Source organism: Vibrio mytili, assembly GCF_000830505.1.
Classification (GTDB): domain Bacteria; phylum Pseudomonadota; class Gammaproteobacteria; order Enterobacterales; family Vibrionaceae; genus Vibrio; species Vibrio mytili.
Genome location: NZ_JXOK01000004.1, coordinates 280,448 through 298,807 on the forward strand (window position 1 = coordinate 280,448; position 18,360 = coordinate 298,807).

Sequence of the window (18,360 nt, forward strand, 5' to 3'; positions counted from 1 at the left end):
CTAGCTCGCCACCCATTCCGTTTCTAACAAGGTGACGTCGCCACACTTCAGTCGGCCGAGAAAAACGTCACCTTTATGCACTTCCCCAACGCCTTTTGGCGTTCCAGTCATTACCACATCACCATCTTCCAATGTTGTATAACTGCTTAACTCTTCCAAAATCGTTAGCGGCGGATAAAGCATGTGCTTAACGTGCCCTTTTTGAACATGAACACAATTGATCAACAGCTCTAGGTTGAGATCATGAATATCTAATCCCTCAAGAGAAATGAAACGTCCAAAAACAGCGGAACCGTCGAACGCTTTCGCCCTCTCCCAAGGAAGTCCCTGTTTTTTTAGTATGGATTGCAGCCCACGCTTAGTCAGATCTAATCCTAAACCGACGGCTGCATACTGCCCATTTTCAATCAGGAAACAAATTTCAGCTTCATAATGCAAAGGTTCTTGATGAAACGAACTTAAGGTCGTCGATATGGAGGTAGAAGGTTTGTTAAACACCACCATCTGCTCCGGTATTGCGTTATCAAGCTCTTGAATATGCTCGACATAATTGCGCCCGACACATACCACCTTACCGACTTCGATTTGGCTTTCCTCTTGTTGGATCTTGCTCATGACTCTTCCCTGAAACTCAAAAGCATCATGATAATCTAATCACTTATTGTGACGACACTGCTTCTCTTACCTTAAATGTTAAAAATAAGACATTCGACTCGTTTTTTTGAGTGTTTTTAAGATTGAGAATAAGATCGCGGTGATTGGCTCTCTCACACACTTAAACTGGTTGCACTGTTCGACGATTACTTATTCACAAAACTGATGGAACACAACGCCTTCCATAAATAAAAATGAAATAAAATCATCATGTAACGGACATCTCTCGTTCATTTTTTCCCTTTACCTTAGCGTCAACACATCAGGCAAGAAAGCCTATTAATAACGACTAGGGTAATAAGAAAATGAAACAAGCAGCATTAGCTACTGCAATTCTTTCAGCATTGGTAACCGCTCCATCTTTCGCAGCAACCGTTTACGACAATGACGGCACTGAGCTAAAAGTCGGTGGTCGTGTGGAGTTCCGTGGTGACTTCATTGGCTCTGGCGGTGAAGAAGTTGAAGGCACAATGAAAGACAAAAGCCGTGCTCGTGTAAATCTAAAAGGCAAAACCGATATCGGTAACGGCCTTTCCGCATTCGGTGTTTACGAAGCAGAACAAAAAACAGGCGAGAGTGAATTCAAAAACCGCTACATGTATGCGGGTGTCGGTACTGAAGCTGGCGATTTCTCAGTCGGCCGCCAAGACATGGCTGCGGTAATCATCTCTGACATGACGGATATCACCGAGTTTTCAGGTGTTCAGCAAGTCATTGATTCTTCATCTGATAAACAAGACAGTGTATTCGCATACCGTGGTGAGTTTGATGCGCTAAAGGTTCAAGCAACATACCAAGCGAACTCTGATGAAGACTCAGACAAATACGGTCTATCGGGCATGTACTCGCTACCTATGGGCTTAGACCTAGGTTTAGCCTACTCTGGTGGTGATGTTGATGCAGATAACTCAGAAGATCAAATCCTTGGTGGTATCGCCTACTCAATGGATAACCTATATCTTGCTGGTACTTACTCTCAAGGCTCATTAGATGATTCTGAAGACTTTACTGCCTACGAGATCGCAGCTACCTACAAAGTTGCCAGCAAAGTGACCATTGCCGGTATGTACACATTCCAAGAGAACGATCCTGACGGCGCAAGTGAATACGATGCTGTAGACGGTTTCGAACTTGCTGGATACTACAAGTTGAACAGCAATTTCCGCACTTACCTGTCTTACTACTTCAACCAACTTGATGAAGAGAAAGATCAAGACGGCAAAGTCATCGAAGGCGAAGATACGCTACGCTTAGGTGTTCGTTACGATTTTTAATCGTGGGTGAACTTAGCGTAAACAATCATAAGTAACGTAAAAACGCAGCAGGAACGCTGCGTTTTTATTGCAATGAACATTACTCACATTGGCGCTGGTATAAGAAAGCGACGTAATTATCACTAATCGGTTTTATACAAATAGAGGTTGTTCTGCATAAAGCCATTACATCTAAGAAACAACATTTACTGGGCGGCTAGCTTAGGCTCCATAAAACAAGCTTCTCTAAACACAAGTCTTTTAATCATTAACTTTCTTAATAAATATGAACAGTTTCGAGAGCTTATCGACACAATTATTCCCCAACTCATACTATGCTTAAGGTGAACATCATCCATATAAGGGCGTGGTTATGAAATACAAACATATTTTGGTCGCACTCGAGCTGTCTGATGAAAGTACAGTGTTGATCGACCGAGCGGTATCAATGGCTAACTATTTCGATTCCGATATTTCATTCATTCATATCGACGGCACACACGGTGAGATCTATCGTGAACTTGTTGATATAAAAGCACAGCCTGATCAGCGACCGTTGAACGAGTATTCAATGGAAAGCCTCAAAACGTTCAGTGACTATATGGACTACCCGCTCAAACATTTCTTTGTCGGTACTGGTGACTTAGCTGACAAACTGGAAGTCACCATTAAAGAGCAAGACGTCGATCTTTTGATCTGCGGTCACCACCACGATTTGTGGAGTAAGCTGATCTCCTATTCAAGACACCTGATCAATAAATCTCCCGTGGACATTTTAGTCGTACCGATTCATGACTAAAGGGACCGATTGAAGGTTACTGAATCAGTAGAAATGATCTTATCGACAAAAATGGCTCGCTATTTGAAAAAACCAGTAGCATAGATCGCTACTGGTTTTTTCATCTTTCTAATATTTCTAGGCGGGGATGAACAACATCGATGATTTTGCAGGCACTTGAATCTCAGTTCCGCAACAAACGTGTAAATCCGACATCATGTCTATCCAATCAAACTCGGTGTCTATCGAGAAGGATTGAGGTCGAGAAGATTTATTCAGTACCACGATGCCTGCATTACCGCGTTTTAGAACCAACAGATCATCATTGCCTTCCAAAACCGTCATCGATTGTCCGTGGACCAAATTGTGGAATTGAATCATCTTCGCCATTCTCGGATCATTCCACGCCCGTTGCCATCTTGGCTTCCCATCTTTCCCTGAAATTCCGCTGGTATCTAAATCAGTGTAAATGAGAGGTACGCCACCATCTCGGCCTAGTATGTAGGCATAGGCAAGCCACTCATCGTCTTCATCCATAACGAGATCAAGAAAAACATCATTATTCGGAATGTCATGTGTCACCACAAAAGTGATGGCACGTCCGGGAGACAACGCCTGGCCAAAACAGTACGGATCGATCAACCACGTCAAACTGCCCCCTTCTGCGAAGGCTTTGTAAATAGTGGTAAATAAAGGAAAATCATAGGCACACAAACTTGTTTCTTCCAAATAAGGTTCGAGAAACAACTTATACTCCTCTTCCGTTGCCCCACCGTCCGTAATGATCTCACCAAAAATGTGAACATCTTGAGTAATATCATCTGACCAAACCCGTTTTAAATGTTCCAACGACATATGTTTGGCCGCATCAATACGAAATCCTTTAACACCGATCGCTTTCAATGCTTTTAAAAAGGCTTGTTGTTGCTCAACAACATGGTCACACACCCGCAAGGTTGGTAGGCCAGGATCTTTAGGGCCACCAGTGATTCGGCCATTTTGCACTTGCCATTTGTCTTTCCAGTTTTTTATCCCAAACGCCAAAACAAAATGCTTCTCGTCAAAAAGTGGCTGGGACAAATCACCAAACAATTTAAGCGATTCGTACTTTTCTGAATCGCGCTGATATTCTTCTATCACCTCTTGACGCGGATATTGGAGATCTCGGCGTAAATGTGATTCGTTTGCCATGTGGTTGAACACTACATCTGCATAAACAAGAACACCAAAACGTTCGAGCTCTTTCACCATATGGATGAAATCTTTTGTGTTACCTAATGCATTCTCTATCACTCGATAGTCTTGAGGCTGATAACGTTGCCACCAAGGCTCCTCGACAGCACTTTTCATTGGTGGAGAGATAAGAACAGAACCGTATCCTAGCTTGCTAATCTCTTCTGCACGTTGGGCAATGTCAGCATACTTCCAATCAAATGCATGCAGAATGACATTCGCACCCGCTGATTGTGTTTCCTGTAAGCCACTCATGGTTTTCTCCTAGTCGCGTCCACTCACGATCAGTTGTTTTGTTCGTTTTTCTTTGTGAGTGAATTCAATAATCTAAATTAAATTATAAGTGCTATTCGAAAGACGCCCTCACCCTTTTATCGTTTACTCGAGGCTGAAAATTAAGGCGTAGTTGCTCCTCCTTACCACTCGCGGGTAAACACTTAGGCTCGATTTGTACGTTTGGCGAACTAGAACCAAACAAAAATTCATTCTAACTCATTGTTTTAAATTAGACTTGTCTCAATATTCATTCATGCCGATACAAATACTTATACGCCCCCTCCAAGAGTCTTAGTTGCAACTCACACTTTGCGACTCATTGATCGACACATCATAGAAAGTGGAAATGATTAACTGGGTCACATTTGGGGAGAAGGAAAGCGCTCCCGCAGAGTAAAAATCGGAAAATTACATCTAAAAATAGAAAAATGCAGAACAACATACACGATATGAGATTAACTACACCTTACCCTTGTTGAAACGGTTTCTACCACTAAATCTTTCCGTTTATTGCACAGGAACATCAATACTTTTAACATTGCATTTCCACACCGAATCGCCTCAAGATGACTTTCACCGCCATACTGAATTGCAAGGATGAGGCTTACACACTAACGGAGTACTAAATGCAATACGATGTCGTTGTCGTCGGCGCAGGTTCAATGGGAATGTCAGCCGGATATTTTTTAGCTAAGCAAGGTAAAAAGGTGCTGCTTCTCGACGCCTTTGATCCTCCTCACTCTAATGCAAGTCATCACGGTGAAACACGAATTATTCGGCACGCTTATGGAGAGGGCGAAGGTTATGTTCCTTTAGCGCTGCAAGCGCAGAAAAGATGGGAAGAATTGGAACAACTTTCTGGACAATCTCTGTTTTTAAAAACGGGCGTGCTGAACATCGGCAAACGCAGTTCTCCCTTCATATCCATGCTGACTGCCAGTGCAGAACGCTACCAGCTTCCAGTAGAAATCCTAACGGCAGACGAAGCGAATCAACGTTATCACGGCCTGAATATTCCTGCGAAATATGTCGCCTGTTTTGAATCCAATTCAGGAGTATTGAAATGCGAAGCGTGTATTCAAGCATATCGTGATTTGGCAATCGCCGAGGGAGCCACGCTCATGCCCTATCACAAAGTCTCTGACGTCCAACTTGAAGATAACGAGATTCACGTGTTAGCGAACGGGAAAACATTCCAAGCCGAGAAACTCATCGTCTCGGTTGGTGCTTGGTCAAATGATTTACTTGAAATGTTGGGCCTCAATCTTCCGGTCACGCCTGTACGTAAAACATTTGCTTGGTATAACGCACCAGAAACACTGTATGGAGAAGGAAACTTCCCAGCGTTTTCGTTCGTCACTCAAGAAGGTATCTATTATGGGTTCCCGAGTATTGATGGTGCGGGCTTAAAGATAGGCCGCCATGACTTAGGCGAAGAGCAAGACCCAAATGTCGAAATCTCGCCTTTTATTCAATCTGTAGACGATGCCGATCTTGAACAGCTATTGAGTAAGCACATGCCTAACGTCGGCTCAATTAAGTTTGGGAAAACCTGCATGTACACCAGAACACCGGACGAACATTTTCTTATCGATAGGCACCCGAGCAACCCAAATGTCATCATAGCCTCTGGCTTTTCAGGTCATGGATTTAAGTTTGCCAGCGCCATTGGCGAAGTGGTCGCAGATCTAGCACTAGATAAACCCGTTGAGTTTGACCTTTCAATGTTCACAATTAATCGATTCAATGAAGTGTTACGTTAAAATAATAGCAAGACGGCGACATCCGGACTGAAAGAGAACAATGAAATAAATTAAAACACGTTGTCGAAATTGCAAACATGTGTTGAAACAAAAAATAAGTCACCGATAAACCAACATCGGTGATTTTTCCTATATCGATTCCTCATTCTTTACATGGTCAGGCCGAGTAAACTTCAAACGAAAAGTTCGTGAAAATTAATTTAATTATACTTTTCATAAAGTTGAAACAAATTATTACACCTTAATGTTGCAAAAACCGACCACTAACTGTTAATAAAATACCTTTTATTCTCCCTAAAAAAATTAGTCATCTTGCTATCATTCTCCTCGCGAATGATAGGTTTTACTTATTGAATCAATCGTCATAAATAATGTGACCAATGCAATAATAATTACTAAAATTCTTCTTGAAGTGAATTAAATGTAGTTAATCTATTTAGTAAATAAAATTCCAAGAACTTAAAGAATTTTAAAATTTTTCATTTATTAAATATAAAAGTACATCTTACAAAAAAGGATGCTCTATGAATAACAGTGATAGCAGTTCAGTAGGAAAGTGCCGGTGATGCACGGCAGCATGACCTCCGCAGGTTCAACGGTGATGGATTGGTGGCCGAATGCATTGAACCTTGACATACTTCATCAGCATGACAAGAAAACAAATCCTCTAGGTGAAAAATTTAGCTACAGAGAGGCGCTAAAAACACTCGATGTAGAAGCACTAAAAAACGATTTAAAAGCGCTAATGACCGACAGCCAAGATTGGTGGCCAGCAGACTGGGGACATTATGGTGGCTTAATGATCCGTATGGCATGGCACTCCGCGGGGAGTTATCGTACAGCCGATGGTCGAGGCGGTGCATCAACGGGTAACCAACGCTTTGCGCCTCTTAACTCATGGCCAGATAACGGCAACCTAGATAAAGCGCGACGTTTACTGTGGCCAATCAAGAAAAAATACGGCAACAAAATCAGTTGGGCAGATTTAATAATTCTTGCCGGTAACATGGCGTATGAATCTATGGGTCTGAAAACGTTCGGTTTTGCTTTCGGCCGCGAAGACATTTGGCACCCAGAAAAAGACATTTATTGGGGCTCTGAAAAAGAATGGTTAGCGCCAAGTGGCAGTGAAGGTACCCGTTACTCTGGAGAACGCGATCTTGAGAATCCGCTCGCCGCTGTGATGATGGGCTTGATTTATGTAAATCCTGAAGGTGTTGATGGCAACCCTGATCCTCTTAAAACAGCGGCAGATATGCGTGATACCTTTGCTCGTATGGCAATGAACGACGAAGAAACCGTCGCGCTAACAGCTGGTGGTCATACCGTCGGTAAAGCACACGGTAACGGCGATGCATCTGAGCTTGGCCCTGATCCTGAAGGCGCAGACGTTGAAGAGCAAGGCTTGGGCTGGATGAACCACAAATCTCGTGGTATCGGTCGCAACACAGTCACCAGTGGCGTGGAAGGCGCTTGGACTAGTCACCCTACTCAGTGGGATAACGGTTTCTTCAAAATGTTGCTAGAACATGAATGGCAACTAACCAAAAGCCCGGCAGGCGCGTGGCAGTACGAGCCCGTCGACATTGCTGAAGAAGACAAACCTGTCGATGTTGAAGATCCTTCAATCCGTTACAATCCAATGATGACCGATGCGGACATGGCGCTGAAAGTCGATCCAGAATATCGCAAGATCTCTGAGCGCTTCTACCAAGATCAAGATTACTTCAATGAAGTATTTGCTCGCGCTTGGTTCAAACTGACTCACCGTGATTTAGGACCAAAAGCTCGCTACGTTGGACCTGATGTGCCAGCAGAAGACTTAATTTGGCAAGATCCAATCCCAGCGGGCGTCACAAACTACGATGTTGATGCAGTTAAAGCAAAAATCGCTGCGACGGATCTGAATGTTTCCGAATTAGTCTCAACCGCTTGGGACAGCGCACGCACTTTCCGTCAATCGGATCTTCGTGGCGGTGCAAATGGTGCACGTATTCGTCTAGCGCCACAAAATACGTGGGAAGGTAACGAACCTGAGCGTCTTGATAAAGTGCTCAACGTTCTAACACCGATTGCTGAAGAGTCCGGAATTAGCATTGCAGATACCATTGTACTTGCAGGTAATGTCGGTTTGGAGAAAGCAATTAAAGCAGCGGGTTACGATTTCAAAGTACCATTTGCGCCGGGTCGTGGGGATGCAACCCAAGCTCAAACCGACGTTGAATCGTTTGACGTACTAGAACCACTTGCCGATGGCTTCCGCAACTGGCAAAAACAGCATTACGCAGTCAAACCAGAAGAATTGCTGCTCGATCGTGCACAACTACTTGGTCTAACGGCGCCGGAAATGACAGTACTATTCGGTGGTATGCGTGTACTTGGTACTAACCACGGTGGCACTCAGCACGGTGTATTTACGGACCATGTTGGTACACTAACCAATGACTTCTTCGTCAACCTAACGGATATGGCCTACACATGGAAGCCAACAGGTCGCAACTCTTACGACATTTGTGACCGTAAGACGGGCGAAGCGAAGTGGACAGCGACACGTGTAGACTTGGTATTCGGTTCAAATTCAATCTTGCGCTCATACGCAGAAGTGTATGCTCAAGATGATAACCAAGAGAAGTTCATTAAAGACTTCGTTGCAGCCTGGACAAAAGTGATGAACGCGGATCGATTCGATTTGGCATAATTCATCGTTTTAGTATTCATCAGCTCCCGCTTAACGCGGGAGTTTTTTATGTTCGCTATAATCATAACAGATACAACATAAGGAGCAGCAAGATGGTCAGTGAAACTCATAACAAAGATAGAAGCAATTGGGCAATCGGTGGAGGGACCTTACTTGGACTTGGCGTCGGCATCATTTTTGTTCAATACTCTGCCCTGATATTCGTAGGAGCCCTTATTGCAGGTATTGGACTCGGCTTAATTATAGCCGCATTCATTAGTCGTAAACATTAAAAGCATTTTTTAAGATTGTAAATCTTCTTCCCCTTTACTCTTGCTAACTACCCACCATATCAACACTGTTGGATATTAGGCTTCGTTGCTCTTCAAACATAAACTCTGCACCATAGACATCCGATGAGATATTCTCACTTTCAAAACACTTAGAGTCAATGCAAGTCTCTGAAATAAGAAAGAAATATCATTCTACGTTAATCACAAAAAGTGAGATACGGCATTGCGATAGTTTCTTAGTTAATATAACCTAGAGTTATAAAAATAAGAATAACACCTCCTAGTTAAGAACTTGCTCCAGGAAAATTATATATGGACACGGCAAAGTTTTCTTCTTTCAAAGTCGTATTCGCCTACCTGATATTTTCATTAATTTGGATACTTTTTTCCGATCTCGCCGTTGAAAAAATCTTTACCAATATTGAACATTACACATTAGCTCAATCGATTAAAGGCGGGACTTTTGTCGTTTTAACATCACTGATGCTCTGGGGTCTCATATACAGCAATATCCGCGAGCTAAGAGCAGCAGATGATCTCGACCGCGTCACAGGGCTCAATAGCCCTAGCGTTTTTTATCGTAACCTCGATGTGAAACTGAATCACGCCACCTCTAATAAAAAGAAAATCCTGTACATACTGGATATCGATAACTTTAATTCAGCGTCAGCCAGCTTAGGCTTTGACGATACGAACAACTTTTTAAAAGACATTGCCGATATAATCGATAGTGCGTCTTCAACTAAGCATTTTTCTTCTCGTATACATGTCGACGCATTTGCTAGCTTTACCAAGCTTGACCAAGAAATCTCAACAGACAAGTATTTATCTTATATCCAACAACAGGTTAATCAATGTGCTCATCGGTACGGTATTGAAACGACCTGCTGTATTGGCGTAGCATTTACCCCGCAGACGGTGAAAACGCCAAAAAGCTTATACAATCCGCGAAAAATGCACTGAATGAAGCTAAAAAAACGAAGAATAGTATCCAGTACCATGACAAAGTGCTGACAGCACAGGAAAGAAATCGAAAAGCTATGGTTCAGGAGTTACACAAAGCAATAGAAAACAATCAGATTGAGGTGGTTTTCCAGCCCAAGTACCATTTAGCAAGCATGGAGCTCTCTGGTGTTGAAGTACTCGCTCGCTGGACACACGAGACATTCGGGGTTGTCCCTCCAGCAACGTTTATTGCTTTAGCAGAAGAAAACAATCTATGTGCTGCTATTACCAAGTTAGTTATTGCTAAATCATCACAACAGCTGACTCAACAGCGCATGATGGAAACTAAAATAAAGAAAGTTTCTATCAATATCTCAGCGACTGAGTTTAACTGTGCAACACACATGAAAACACTCGAGAACGTTCTTCAGAATAACCTACATATATCGCCATATTTGTGTCTTGAGATCACGGAAACAGCGGCTCTAAATGATATCGATAACTGTGCCGACATTATTAGTAAATTCAAACAATATGGCACAACATTTTCTATCGACGATTTTGGTGTCGGATACACTTCCTTTGAGATATTCAAAAAATTGGTAGTTAATGAAATAAAAATAGATCGAAGCTTCATTATGAATGTAGATACAGATGAACGCTCCGCAATTATTGTAAAAGGCATCATTGATATCGCACAGGGCTTCGGTATCGATGTGGTAGCTGAAGGCGTTGAAACACCAGAACAATTAGCGCTACTAAAACAAATGAACTGTCATCAGGCTCAAGGGTACTATTTAGGACGCCCAATGGCGATAGACCAACTGGTCACTCACTTGGGCGCATAACTCATTAGTCATTTCGAGCAATGCTCTATCCCTGCTCTATGTTCGATAAAGCACCTTCACCACGTGCCAACCAAACTTCGTTTTGACTAAATGTGGCGTAAGTACTTCGCCCGAGAAACACACTTTATCGAACTGAGGTACCATTTGACCACGTCTAAATTCACCAAGGTCACCACCTCGCTTTCCTGACGGACAAGTGGAATATTTTTTTGCCAAGGTCTGAAATTTCGCGCCTTTTTTAAGCTGTTTGATGATGTCTTCTGCTTGTTCTTTGTGTTTAACAAGAATGTGTAATGCAGCTGCAGTATTCGCCATTTATTTATCTCCCGCTAATCCGATGACGTAGTTTACTCAATCGGAATACCGTCGCCAAACATTTCGATTCAGCGTCTTTGATAAAGATAGCGTGAAGTCAGGAATAGCACGTGAAATGCTGATATACTCAACGCCCCTCACATTTCGTCGCTGAACGGTTGAAGACTCTAGTTTATCCGATAAAATTAGTTAGCTATCAGTGGTATCGACAAGGTTATTTCATGGCAAAAGTCACTAGTAAAGCAAATCAAGCCCAAGGTATGTTGCTATTCAAACTTACCTTACAACAGAATTTTGCAATAGGCACACTAAAAGTTCGTGAAATTGTACCGTACATGCCAACGACAAAAATCCCATACTCTCATCACCATGTGATCGGGACCGTTACTATCCGTAACCTCACGGTTCCTGTAATCGATATGTCTGCCGCGGTTGGTTTTCGTCCCATCAGTGAGGAGGAATACAAAAACTGCTACCTGATTGTGACGGATTGTCTGCGTACCGTCGTCGCCTTCATGGTAAGAAGTATCGAAAAAATCATCGAGTGTGATTGGAAGTCGATTGAATCTCCTCCCGAAAGTGCTGGGAAAAACATATTTGTCACAGGTATTACACGCTACGAAGATAAAACCGTACAGATGTTGGATGTTGAACTATTGCTTTCAAAGATCTATCCACAATATGAAAACGCGAAGATCCCAATGCTAACGGATATTGAACGTGAACGCCTAAAAGCATTGCGTATTCTGCTCGTTGATGATTCATCTATCGCTCGTAAGCAACTTTGTGACGCGTTGGATAGCATTAATATCTCATACCAAATATGCAACAACGGTTTGGATGCATTGAACCTGATGAAAAACCAGGCCCAAGCCAACTCACCAATAGATATCTTAGTCAGCGACATTGAAATGCCAGGTCTTGATGGCTACGAATTAGCCTTTGAAGTGCAAAATAACGCTGAGCTCAACCAGTCATACCGTATTCTGCACACGTCACTCTCAAGTGAAATTTGTGTTGATCGGGCTCATCAAGTAGGGGCACACGAAGCGCTAGAAAAGTTCAATGCGGGTGAGCTAATCGAGGCAATGCTACGTGGCGCTAAAGAATTGGAAGTAATCGCAATGGCTTCTTGAAATTAATTATACGCTCGGTAAGCCCTGCTGTAATTTGTGCGGGGCTTTTATGCGACATACTGCACTCTCGGCTATGTTGTAAGATTTATACCCAGTGTGATCATTTACTCATTCGAACAAGTGAACGACCAATTAACCACTCAAGCTCCTTCTCACCCCCCGCACCGAATTGACTATCAACCATTTTATATAGACGTTCAACACCATTTGCGGCAAAGCCATCGGCATTATCTATCGTGACTATGTGGTGGAAAAGCAACCGTAGAATGGCCAAGAATTCTGTATTATCGAGAGCTTGAATCCAGCTATCAGAAAACGCGTCTAAGTCTTTGTCAAACTCTAGATGCTTGATAAAGATTTTGAACATGCGACCGTCAAGTGCTGCAGTGAAATCGGTTTTCTTAGGGAAGTGATGACTGATACCAGTGCGCGAAACTCCAGTCTGTTGACTCAATGTTGTGTATGACATTTTGTCATATCCGAGTCGAAGCAGTTGATCGATCACTGCATCCATAATCTTATGGAGAGTCACTTCCGTATCTTCTTTACTACGCTTTGGCATTTCTAAGTTATTCTCTTTATAGATCCATCTAACTCAAGGAAAGGTGAAAAGTGAACAATATCAAGGAGTTATCAAACCCCTTTCTCCCTAAACGATTTCAAGGTTGAAATGATAATCGTATAATGACTTAACCCGAAATAGTCTTATAAATCGCGTTCCAGTTCAACTAAGCAAACCTAAATCTCTCTCATAAAGCGTGCAATAACGTTTAAATATTGATTGAAATCACATTATTTCATGAACAAAAATGAAACCTCTCTAGATCTGTTTCCAGTTTGAGTGCCTTTTTTAGTCAAGCTGAAGCATTTTTGTAGATACCGATCAAATACCTGCTAGAATAACCTTAATTTTTACAAGAGGATTCGTTATGAGTATCGATTTAGAAGAAAACCAAGTCTGTGAAGCGTGTGGCTGTGCAGGTGAAATTGGCTTTATTATCAAAGAAGGCGACGAAGTCGCTGACGTAACGATTTTCGCAGAAAATAAAGCGGCTTTAGAAGCTGAATTGGCGAAGTACATCGAACTAGCCAAATCTGTTTGTGACAATGTCGAATATAATGTTGCGGAGATGACAGAAGAAACACAGCAAGTGACTGCTCGTTTCAAATTTGAAGTCAGTGCAGAGAAATTGATTTTTGAATTAAAAACTCGTTCAATCGCACGCTAGCCTCTATTCTCAAGCGAGCACTCCTGCTCGCTTTTTGTTTACTTATCTTTGCGTTATCATCTTGCTGATTCCCTTTTTATAAAGTAACAAGCTATGCGTTGCGTACCTCTATTGTTTATACTGCTCACTCTTTGTGCGCCTATACAGGCCTATGAGCTTGATTACTATTCGAAATTTGGCCATACCGACAATTATGGCAACTTAGACCTTCGCAATAAGCCCTACACTCAATTACCCTCAGGTTTGGTCGTGAAAGGGAATATGAACATTTCTAAAACCCCCATAACCAAATTACCTAAAGATCTTGATGTAGGCGGAAGCTTGGAAGCCACCAACAGCGAACTTAAAGTTATCCAACCAGGAACGAAAATTAAGGGTTATGCGAACTTACTGGGTAGCAAAATAGAGAACTGGCCACGTGGGATTAAGCTTGGTGGGTATTTAAATTTAACAGACAATCCACTAAAGAGGCTACCGCCTAGGCTGCGCGTGAAAGGCGATCTTAGTGTCATCCGTACGCCACTGACAGAATTACCAGAAGGATTAGTGGTAGATGGGAACCTCTACATAGGTGGATCTGCTCTTACACAGTTTCCTGATACGCTGACCGTGAAAGGCAATATCTTCCTAGGTGGAAACCGGATTACGAAGTGGCCGACAAATTTAACCTTAGGTGGAGCAGTTGCACCTTAGGCTCTGCTCAAGGCATCAAATTAAGCTCCTGACGAGTTTTACAAGCAGGAGCTAACCTTCAAAAGGATCAGTTCTGATTGTTGACTGGATTTGCATAACTTGCGACGAGGTATTTCCCTGCGGCTTCAGGAAGTTGCTCCAGTTTTTGCGCTAGCTGAACCTTTATCGACTCGGTAATACTGTCATCTTCTTGCCCGGCAGCAAGTTTATTAATTGGGTACAGTCGATAGTTTTGGTGAATTTGACGATCGATTTCGTTGGCTAAAGCTTCTGGCGTTTCAAACTCTTGGTCGATCACATCACCAAACGCAACATGAATTCGGCCTTTATATCCGACGATACCTTGGATGATACTTTCAATATCTTCAAATTCACTTTTTTCGTATCGACCATGTTCCGCTTTCTCGAACAACTCTTTTGCTTTAGCGATATCGCAAGGGTCATTCTCGTAAGAGATAGAAACAGGCACAATGTTTAGGGAGCGAGTGTATTCACCAAAGCTTATTTTTTGCTTACGACCTTCGACATGGAACATTTTTAAAATGGCGGGATCCGTGAAATCATTGCCATCTTTTGCTCGCCCTTCTTTCTGGGCGATCCAAATCGAGTTTCTTGTCTCTAGAGAGTGCTTAATATAGCTCGATAGCTGCCCTAACGCCTTCATCATCTCTCGCGGTGCTTTCGCTGAACGCTTAACAATAAAGCTTTTGTTCAATCGCATTAGCTCAGTCGTACACGGCTTCTTGAGAAGGTTGTCACCAATTGCGATACGAACCGTACGGTGACCACTTTGATACAAACCATAGTTCACTAATGCGGGATCCATGGCGATATCTCGGTGATTAGAAATAAACAAGTAGGACGTATCTTTATCTAGCTTATCAAGACCAGAAAATGTCACGCCATCCGATGTTTTCTTGAGCATATCTTGTAGGTATTTCTTTACCTCCATTTGAATCGCTTCAACAGAGTTCAACTTACTCCATTTCGCTTTCAAGTAGATACGAACAATCGGACTCATCAGCGTTTTAAACCAACCGGCTTTATTCTCAAAGCGGTGATCTAAGATCGCTGTAATAAATTCATCATCTTGAATGAGACGATCCAGCGCAGCTGGTATTTCTTCGTCATTGTAAGGACGAATTTCAATATAAGGGTCGGTATTGGCTGTCATTATTCACTACATTTAAAAAAAAGCTGGCACATTTTACGCATAGTTTTGCTCAACCGCAGCAAATCAGCTCATACTTTTATCATGGTCGTACCAGTTAAGCTAGAGTAAACCACACAATTACTGTTAGTTCTTAAAACTAAACCATACCCAATGGCCCCAGATGATTAAAGTTGTTTATCGGTATTAGGGTTAAAAAATCGTGTTACACGGTTGGAATCCTATAGGTTTAGCGTTACCCTAGGCCCCAAAAACATTGGTATATAGAATGAACTACGCAATTGAATTTCACGACGCTAAATTTTCTTTTCTGAATGTCACCGCGCGTAAAAAAGCGCTTAAGCACAGTCTATTATCTGTACAAGAAGGCCTCGCGATCATCAAATTGGGTAAGCTAGAATATGCCATTGAGCCCGGTCAATATTTTTGGATTCCTCAAAATTGTTTGAGTTCTCTTACTTTTCTACCGGGCACTCGGATTCACCGTTGTGACTTCTCTATACGATTGAACGAATCGTTCGCGCAACAGGCGGGCTACCTTAAACCATCAGCTTTACTCAGAGCCGTAATGGCCAAATTAGCCACAACCGAAGACCGTTCTGAGATCCAGCTCGATCTACTTGCAGTACTTAAACACGAGGCACTCACACTTTCCCCTAAACTCTCACAATCATCATTGAGCAAAACGATCAATCAATGGGAGCCCGATTGTGAAGTAAGTATTTCACGCGAGTTGTGTTTGGTGCTCACGCTACGCGAAGCAAGAAAAATGAAACTCTCAGGTAAGTCTGAAGCTGAAATTGTAACGTTGCTTTTTAACGGGAATACGGAAGAATATGAGCAGCTTTGTTTCTTAGTCTTTGGGGATGGGCTGTAACATTAACGAGCGCAATAGAAATGAACAAGTGCAATAGAAATGAAACTGTGTTGAAGCGTCAGAAAGGGACTTCTATCTGCATCATCCAATCTGCATCGTATAGTTCGTGCCAACGATAGTCGAATCGCATTCTTGGTGCGCCATCCCCTTTGTCACCGAAACCGACACTTAGCATCAAACCGTGGTTACGAAGCCACTCTTCTGTCGTCATCTCTTTTTCTTCTTCTTCGAGATCATGTGGCATCCAAATACCAAGGCCAAAGTGGTTCTTTTGTAAGCTTTGAGTAAGGAGTGGTGTGTCTGGTGATTTTATTCCCCACTCATCCCAGTAACTTTTCGTAGGTCCATCTACTTTGGCTTCGGGTTCCTCCCAATTCAAAACGTCAGAGTTGAGCTCACTCGCCGAGTCTAAGTCTTCGTCGCAAATCGGTTGCGTATTGTCGTTGAATACCACCGACCGATCAGACACATAGTCACATGCAGAAACAGCTTGTGGGACCACAAGCAAAACGCATGCACTAAATACAGCGACTCTGAACATGACAACCTGACCTCTTACTTACCAGACAATTTAGCTACCAGACAATGTGTTTCGATACAAACCTTCGCTTACTAATAACTGGCTAACTGTAGGCGTGGTGTAAGCCTCCACACTCTCTCCATCACTTAGTGCGTTCCGAATATCTGTGCTCCGAATGTTTACTTTTTCAGGACACACCATGACCGCCCAACGCTGAGTAATTTCTACTGCCTTATAAAATTTAGCAAATTTAAAAAAATTATCAGGACCAATGATAAAAGTTATATCGGCCGTCGAGTAATTTTCTTGAATTTTTTCTAATAAAGCATGGGTCGTCACACTTTGTCCAGGTTGGTATAAAGCTTGCTCGAAGTCAGAACGTTGGATATTGGATAAGCCGAGATCGTTGATAAATGCGTCTACTAATTTGCAACGAGTGGAATAATCCAGCATTTCCTTGCCCCATGCGTGTGCAATGCTGGGTTCAAGTAGGACAAGGTCAAAGTGGCTCAGCGACTCGATAACACTTTTGTGACCTAAGCTAGGGGGATTAAATGCACTACCAAAAATGGCGATTTTTTTCATATCCAACGATTACCTAGTTTAAGAGAGTTTTCTAATCAAATGATTTCGGTATGATACTACTAGTCTTTAAAGCTTTTTGACACTAATGCGATGTTTGCAAGCCTCAATTGAGCATTTATCGAGCGATTGCGAACCATCATTTACTGCATCTACAGAGTTGGTGAACTCCCCGCCTGTACCAGTGAAGTGTCTTATTAATTTGCAGGAAAAGGAACCTCAAATGGAACAAACCATCCGTGATGAAATGCGTGTACTCCCTTCTATCGATCCGCATTTCGAAATTGAACGCCGTGTTGCTTTTATTAAGCGTAAGCTACAAGAAGCAGGTTGTAAGTCACTCGTGCTAGGCATCAGTGGAGGTGTAGACTCAACTACGTGTGGACGCCTTGCACAACTTGCCGTAGATCAGCTCAACGAAGGTTCCAATACTAACGATTATCAGTTTATTGCCGTCCGCCTTCCTTATGGTGAGCAAAAAGACGAAGACGAAGCGCAAATCGCTTTGCAGTTTATCCAACCAACGCATTCGGTATCCGTAAACATCAAACCAGGCGTCGACGGCTTGCATGCTGCGTCTGGTTTTGCGCTGGAAGGAACGGGACTTCTGCCCACTGACGAAGCGAAACTCGACTTTGTAAAAGGCAACGTAAAAGCACGTGCTCGCATGATTGCACAATATGAAATCGCTGGATACGTGGGCGGTTTAGTCTTGGGTACGGACCATTCTGCAGAAAACATCACAGGGTTTTACACAAAGTTTGGCGATGGCGCCTGTGACCTTGCTCCGCTGTTCGGTCTGAGCAAACGTCAAGTTCGTGAAGTAGCAGCAACGCTAGGCGCCCCAGAACTGTTAGTCAAGAAAACGCCAACCGCTGATCTGGAAGAACTCGCTCCTCAAAAAGCGGATGAGGACGCACTGAACCTCACCTACGACCAAATTGACGACTTCCTGGAAGGTAAACCAGTATCAGAACAAGTCAGTGCTCGTCTGGTAGCGATTTATAAAGCCACGCAACACAAACGTCAGCCAATTCCTACGATTTATGATTAAGTAAAATGAGGTCCTAGGTCCTAGAATTTTAGGACCTAGGGTCAACATAGCTCTCCTACACAG

General features: G+C 42.7%; 19 protein-coding genes. 12 read left to right on the forward strand and 7 right to left on the reverse strand.

Annotation, left to right across the window (positions count from 1 at the left end):
* Nucleotides 1-615: a fumarylacetoacetate hydrolase family protein gene (locus SU60_RS01770; protein ID WP_041154033.1), complete on the reverse strand. Its 615-nt coding sequence runs from the start codon at nt 613-615 to the stop codon at nt 1-3.
* 344 nt (nt 616-959) lie between these two features.
* Here SU60_RS01770 and SU60_RS01775 point away from each other — a divergent pair, with 344 nt between their 5' ends.
* Together SU60_RS01775 and SU60_RS01780 are read left to right on the forward strand one after the other, a co-directional pair.
* Entirely contained in the window at nt 960-1,928 is a 969-nt protein-coding gene (locus SU60_RS01775; RefSeq protein ID WP_041154034.1) for a porin, read from the forward strand.
* A gap of 352 nt (nt 1,929-2,280) precedes the next feature.
* Entirely contained in the window at nt 2,281-2,706 is a 426-nt protein-coding gene (locus SU60_RS01780) for a universal stress protein (protein ID WP_041154035.1), read from the forward strand.
* Between the two features lie 117 nt (nt 2,707-2,823).
* Here SU60_RS01780 and SU60_RS01785 read toward each other — a convergent pair whose 3' ends face one another.
* On the reverse strand, nt 2,824-4,173 hold the full coding sequence (locus tag SU60_RS01785) for an alpha-amylase family protein (RefSeq protein WP_041154036.1): 1,350 nt from the start codon (nt 4,171-4,173) through the stop codon (nt 2,824-2,826).
* 647 nt (nt 4,174-4,820) lie between these two features.
* Between SU60_RS01785 and solA the strand changes: the two genes are divergently transcribed.
* From solA to SU60_RS22820, 5 genes are all read left to right on the forward strand, one after another.
* Nucleotides 4,821-5,957, forward strand: a complete 1,137-nt coding sequence (gene solA / locus SU60_RS01790) for an N-methyl-L-tryptophan oxidase (RefSeq protein WP_041154037.1) — start codon at nt 4,821-4,823, stop codon at nt 5,955-5,957.
* A gap of 565 nt (nt 5,958-6,522) precedes the next feature.
* Nucleotides 6,523-8,655 carry a catalase/peroxidase HPI gene (katG, locus tag SU60_RS01795; protein ID WP_052481450.1) on the forward strand — a complete coding sequence of 711 codons (2,133 nt, stop codon included), beginning with the start codon at nt 6,523-6,525 and terminating at the stop codon, nt 8,653-8,655.
* Nucleotides 8,656-8,747: 92 nt separating this feature from the next.
* Nucleotides 8,748-8,927 (forward strand): hypothetical protein, encoded by a 180-nt coding sequence (locus SU60_RS01800; RefSeq protein WP_041154039.1) that lies wholly within the window; start codon nt 8,748-8,750, stop codon nt 8,925-8,927.
* A gap of 312 nt (nt 8,928-9,239) precedes the next feature.
* Entirely contained in the window at nt 9,240-9,890 is a 651-nt protein-coding gene (locus SU60_RS22815) for a diguanylate cyclase domain-containing protein (protein ID WP_425337365.1), read from the forward strand.
* A gap of 77 nt (nt 9,891-9,967) precedes the next feature.
* A complete protein-coding gene (locus tag SU60_RS22820; protein ID WP_425337366.1) occupies nt 9,968-10,720 on the forward strand; it encodes an EAL domain-containing protein in 753 nt (250 codons plus the stop codon).
* A gap of 36 nt (nt 10,721-10,756) precedes the next feature.
* Here SU60_RS22820 and ppiC read toward each other — a convergent pair whose 3' ends face one another.
* Nucleotides 10,757-11,035, reverse strand: a complete 279-nt coding sequence (gene ppiC / locus SU60_RS01810) for a peptidylprolyl isomerase PpiC (protein ID WP_005375342.1) — start codon at nt 11,033-11,035, stop codon at nt 10,757-10,759.
* Between the two features lie 221 nt (nt 11,036-11,256).
* On the opposite strand from ppiC, the gene SU60_RS01815 reads away from it, so the two are divergent.
* The gene (locus SU60_RS01815) at nt 11,257-12,171 is read left to right on the forward strand and encodes a chemotaxis protein (protein WP_041154040.1); all 915 of its coding nucleotides are present in this window, start codon (nt 11,257-11,259) and stop codon (nt 12,169-12,171) included.
* Between the two features lie 100 nt (nt 12,172-12,271).
* Here the strand turns inward: SU60_RS01815 and SU60_RS01820 are convergent, their stop codons facing one another.
* Complete coding sequence (locus SU60_RS01820; RefSeq protein ID WP_041154041.1) at nt 12,272-12,733, reverse strand: TetR/AcrR family transcriptional regulator; 462 nt, start codon at nt 12,731-12,733, stop codon at nt 12,272-12,274.
* A 367-nt stretch (nt 12,734-13,100) separates the two neighbouring features.
* Here SU60_RS01820 and SU60_RS01825 point away from each other — a divergent pair, with 367 nt between their 5' ends.
* Both SU60_RS01825 and SU60_RS01830 read left to right on the forward strand, forming a co-directional pair.
* Nucleotides 13,101-13,400, forward strand: coding sequence for a YfcZ/YiiS family protein (locus SU60_RS01825; protein WP_041154042.1), 300 nt, complete (start codon nt 13,101-13,103; stop codon nt 13,398-13,400).
* Between the two features lie 93 nt (nt 13,401-13,493).
* On the forward strand, nt 13,494-14,093 hold the full coding sequence (locus tag SU60_RS01830) for a hypothetical protein (RefSeq protein ID WP_041154043.1): 600 nt from the start codon (nt 13,494-13,496) through the stop codon (nt 14,091-14,093).
* A gap of 67 nt (nt 14,094-14,160) precedes the next feature.
* Here SU60_RS01830 and SU60_RS01835 read toward each other — a convergent pair whose 3' ends face one another.
* Nucleotides 14,161-15,267, reverse strand: a complete 1,107-nt coding sequence (locus tag SU60_RS01835) for a 1-acyl-sn-glycerol-3-phosphate acyltransferase (protein WP_041154044.1) — start codon at nt 15,265-15,267, stop codon at nt 14,161-14,163.
* 265 nt (nt 15,268-15,532) lie between these two features.
* On the opposite strand from SU60_RS01835, the gene SU60_RS01840 reads away from it, so the two are divergent.
* Complete coding sequence (locus SU60_RS01840; protein WP_041154045.1) at nt 15,533-16,141, forward strand: hypothetical protein; 609 nt, start codon at nt 15,533-15,535, stop codon at nt 16,139-16,141.
* Nucleotides 16,142-16,199: 58 nt separating this feature from the next.
* On the opposite strand, the gene SU60_RS01845 is transcribed toward SU60_RS01840, so the two are convergent.
* On the reverse strand, nt 16,200-16,682 hold the full coding sequence (locus SU60_RS01845) for a hypothetical protein (protein WP_041154046.1): 483 nt from the start codon (nt 16,680-16,682) through the stop codon (nt 16,200-16,202).
* Between the two features lie 30 nt (nt 16,683-16,712).
* Nucleotides 16,713-17,246: a nicotinate-nicotinamide nucleotide adenylyltransferase gene (locus SU60_RS01850; protein WP_041154047.1), complete on the reverse strand. Its 534-nt coding sequence runs from the start codon at nt 17,244-17,246 to the stop codon at nt 16,713-16,715.
* Between the two features lie 220 nt (nt 17,247-17,466).
* Between SU60_RS01850 and nadE the strand changes: the two genes are divergently transcribed.
* Entirely contained in the window at nt 17,467-18,297 is an 831-nt protein-coding gene (gene nadE / locus SU60_RS01855) for an ammonia-dependent NAD(+) synthetase (RefSeq protein ID WP_041154048.1), read from the forward strand.
* The last annotated feature ends 63 nt before the right edge of the window (nt 18,298-18,360 follow it).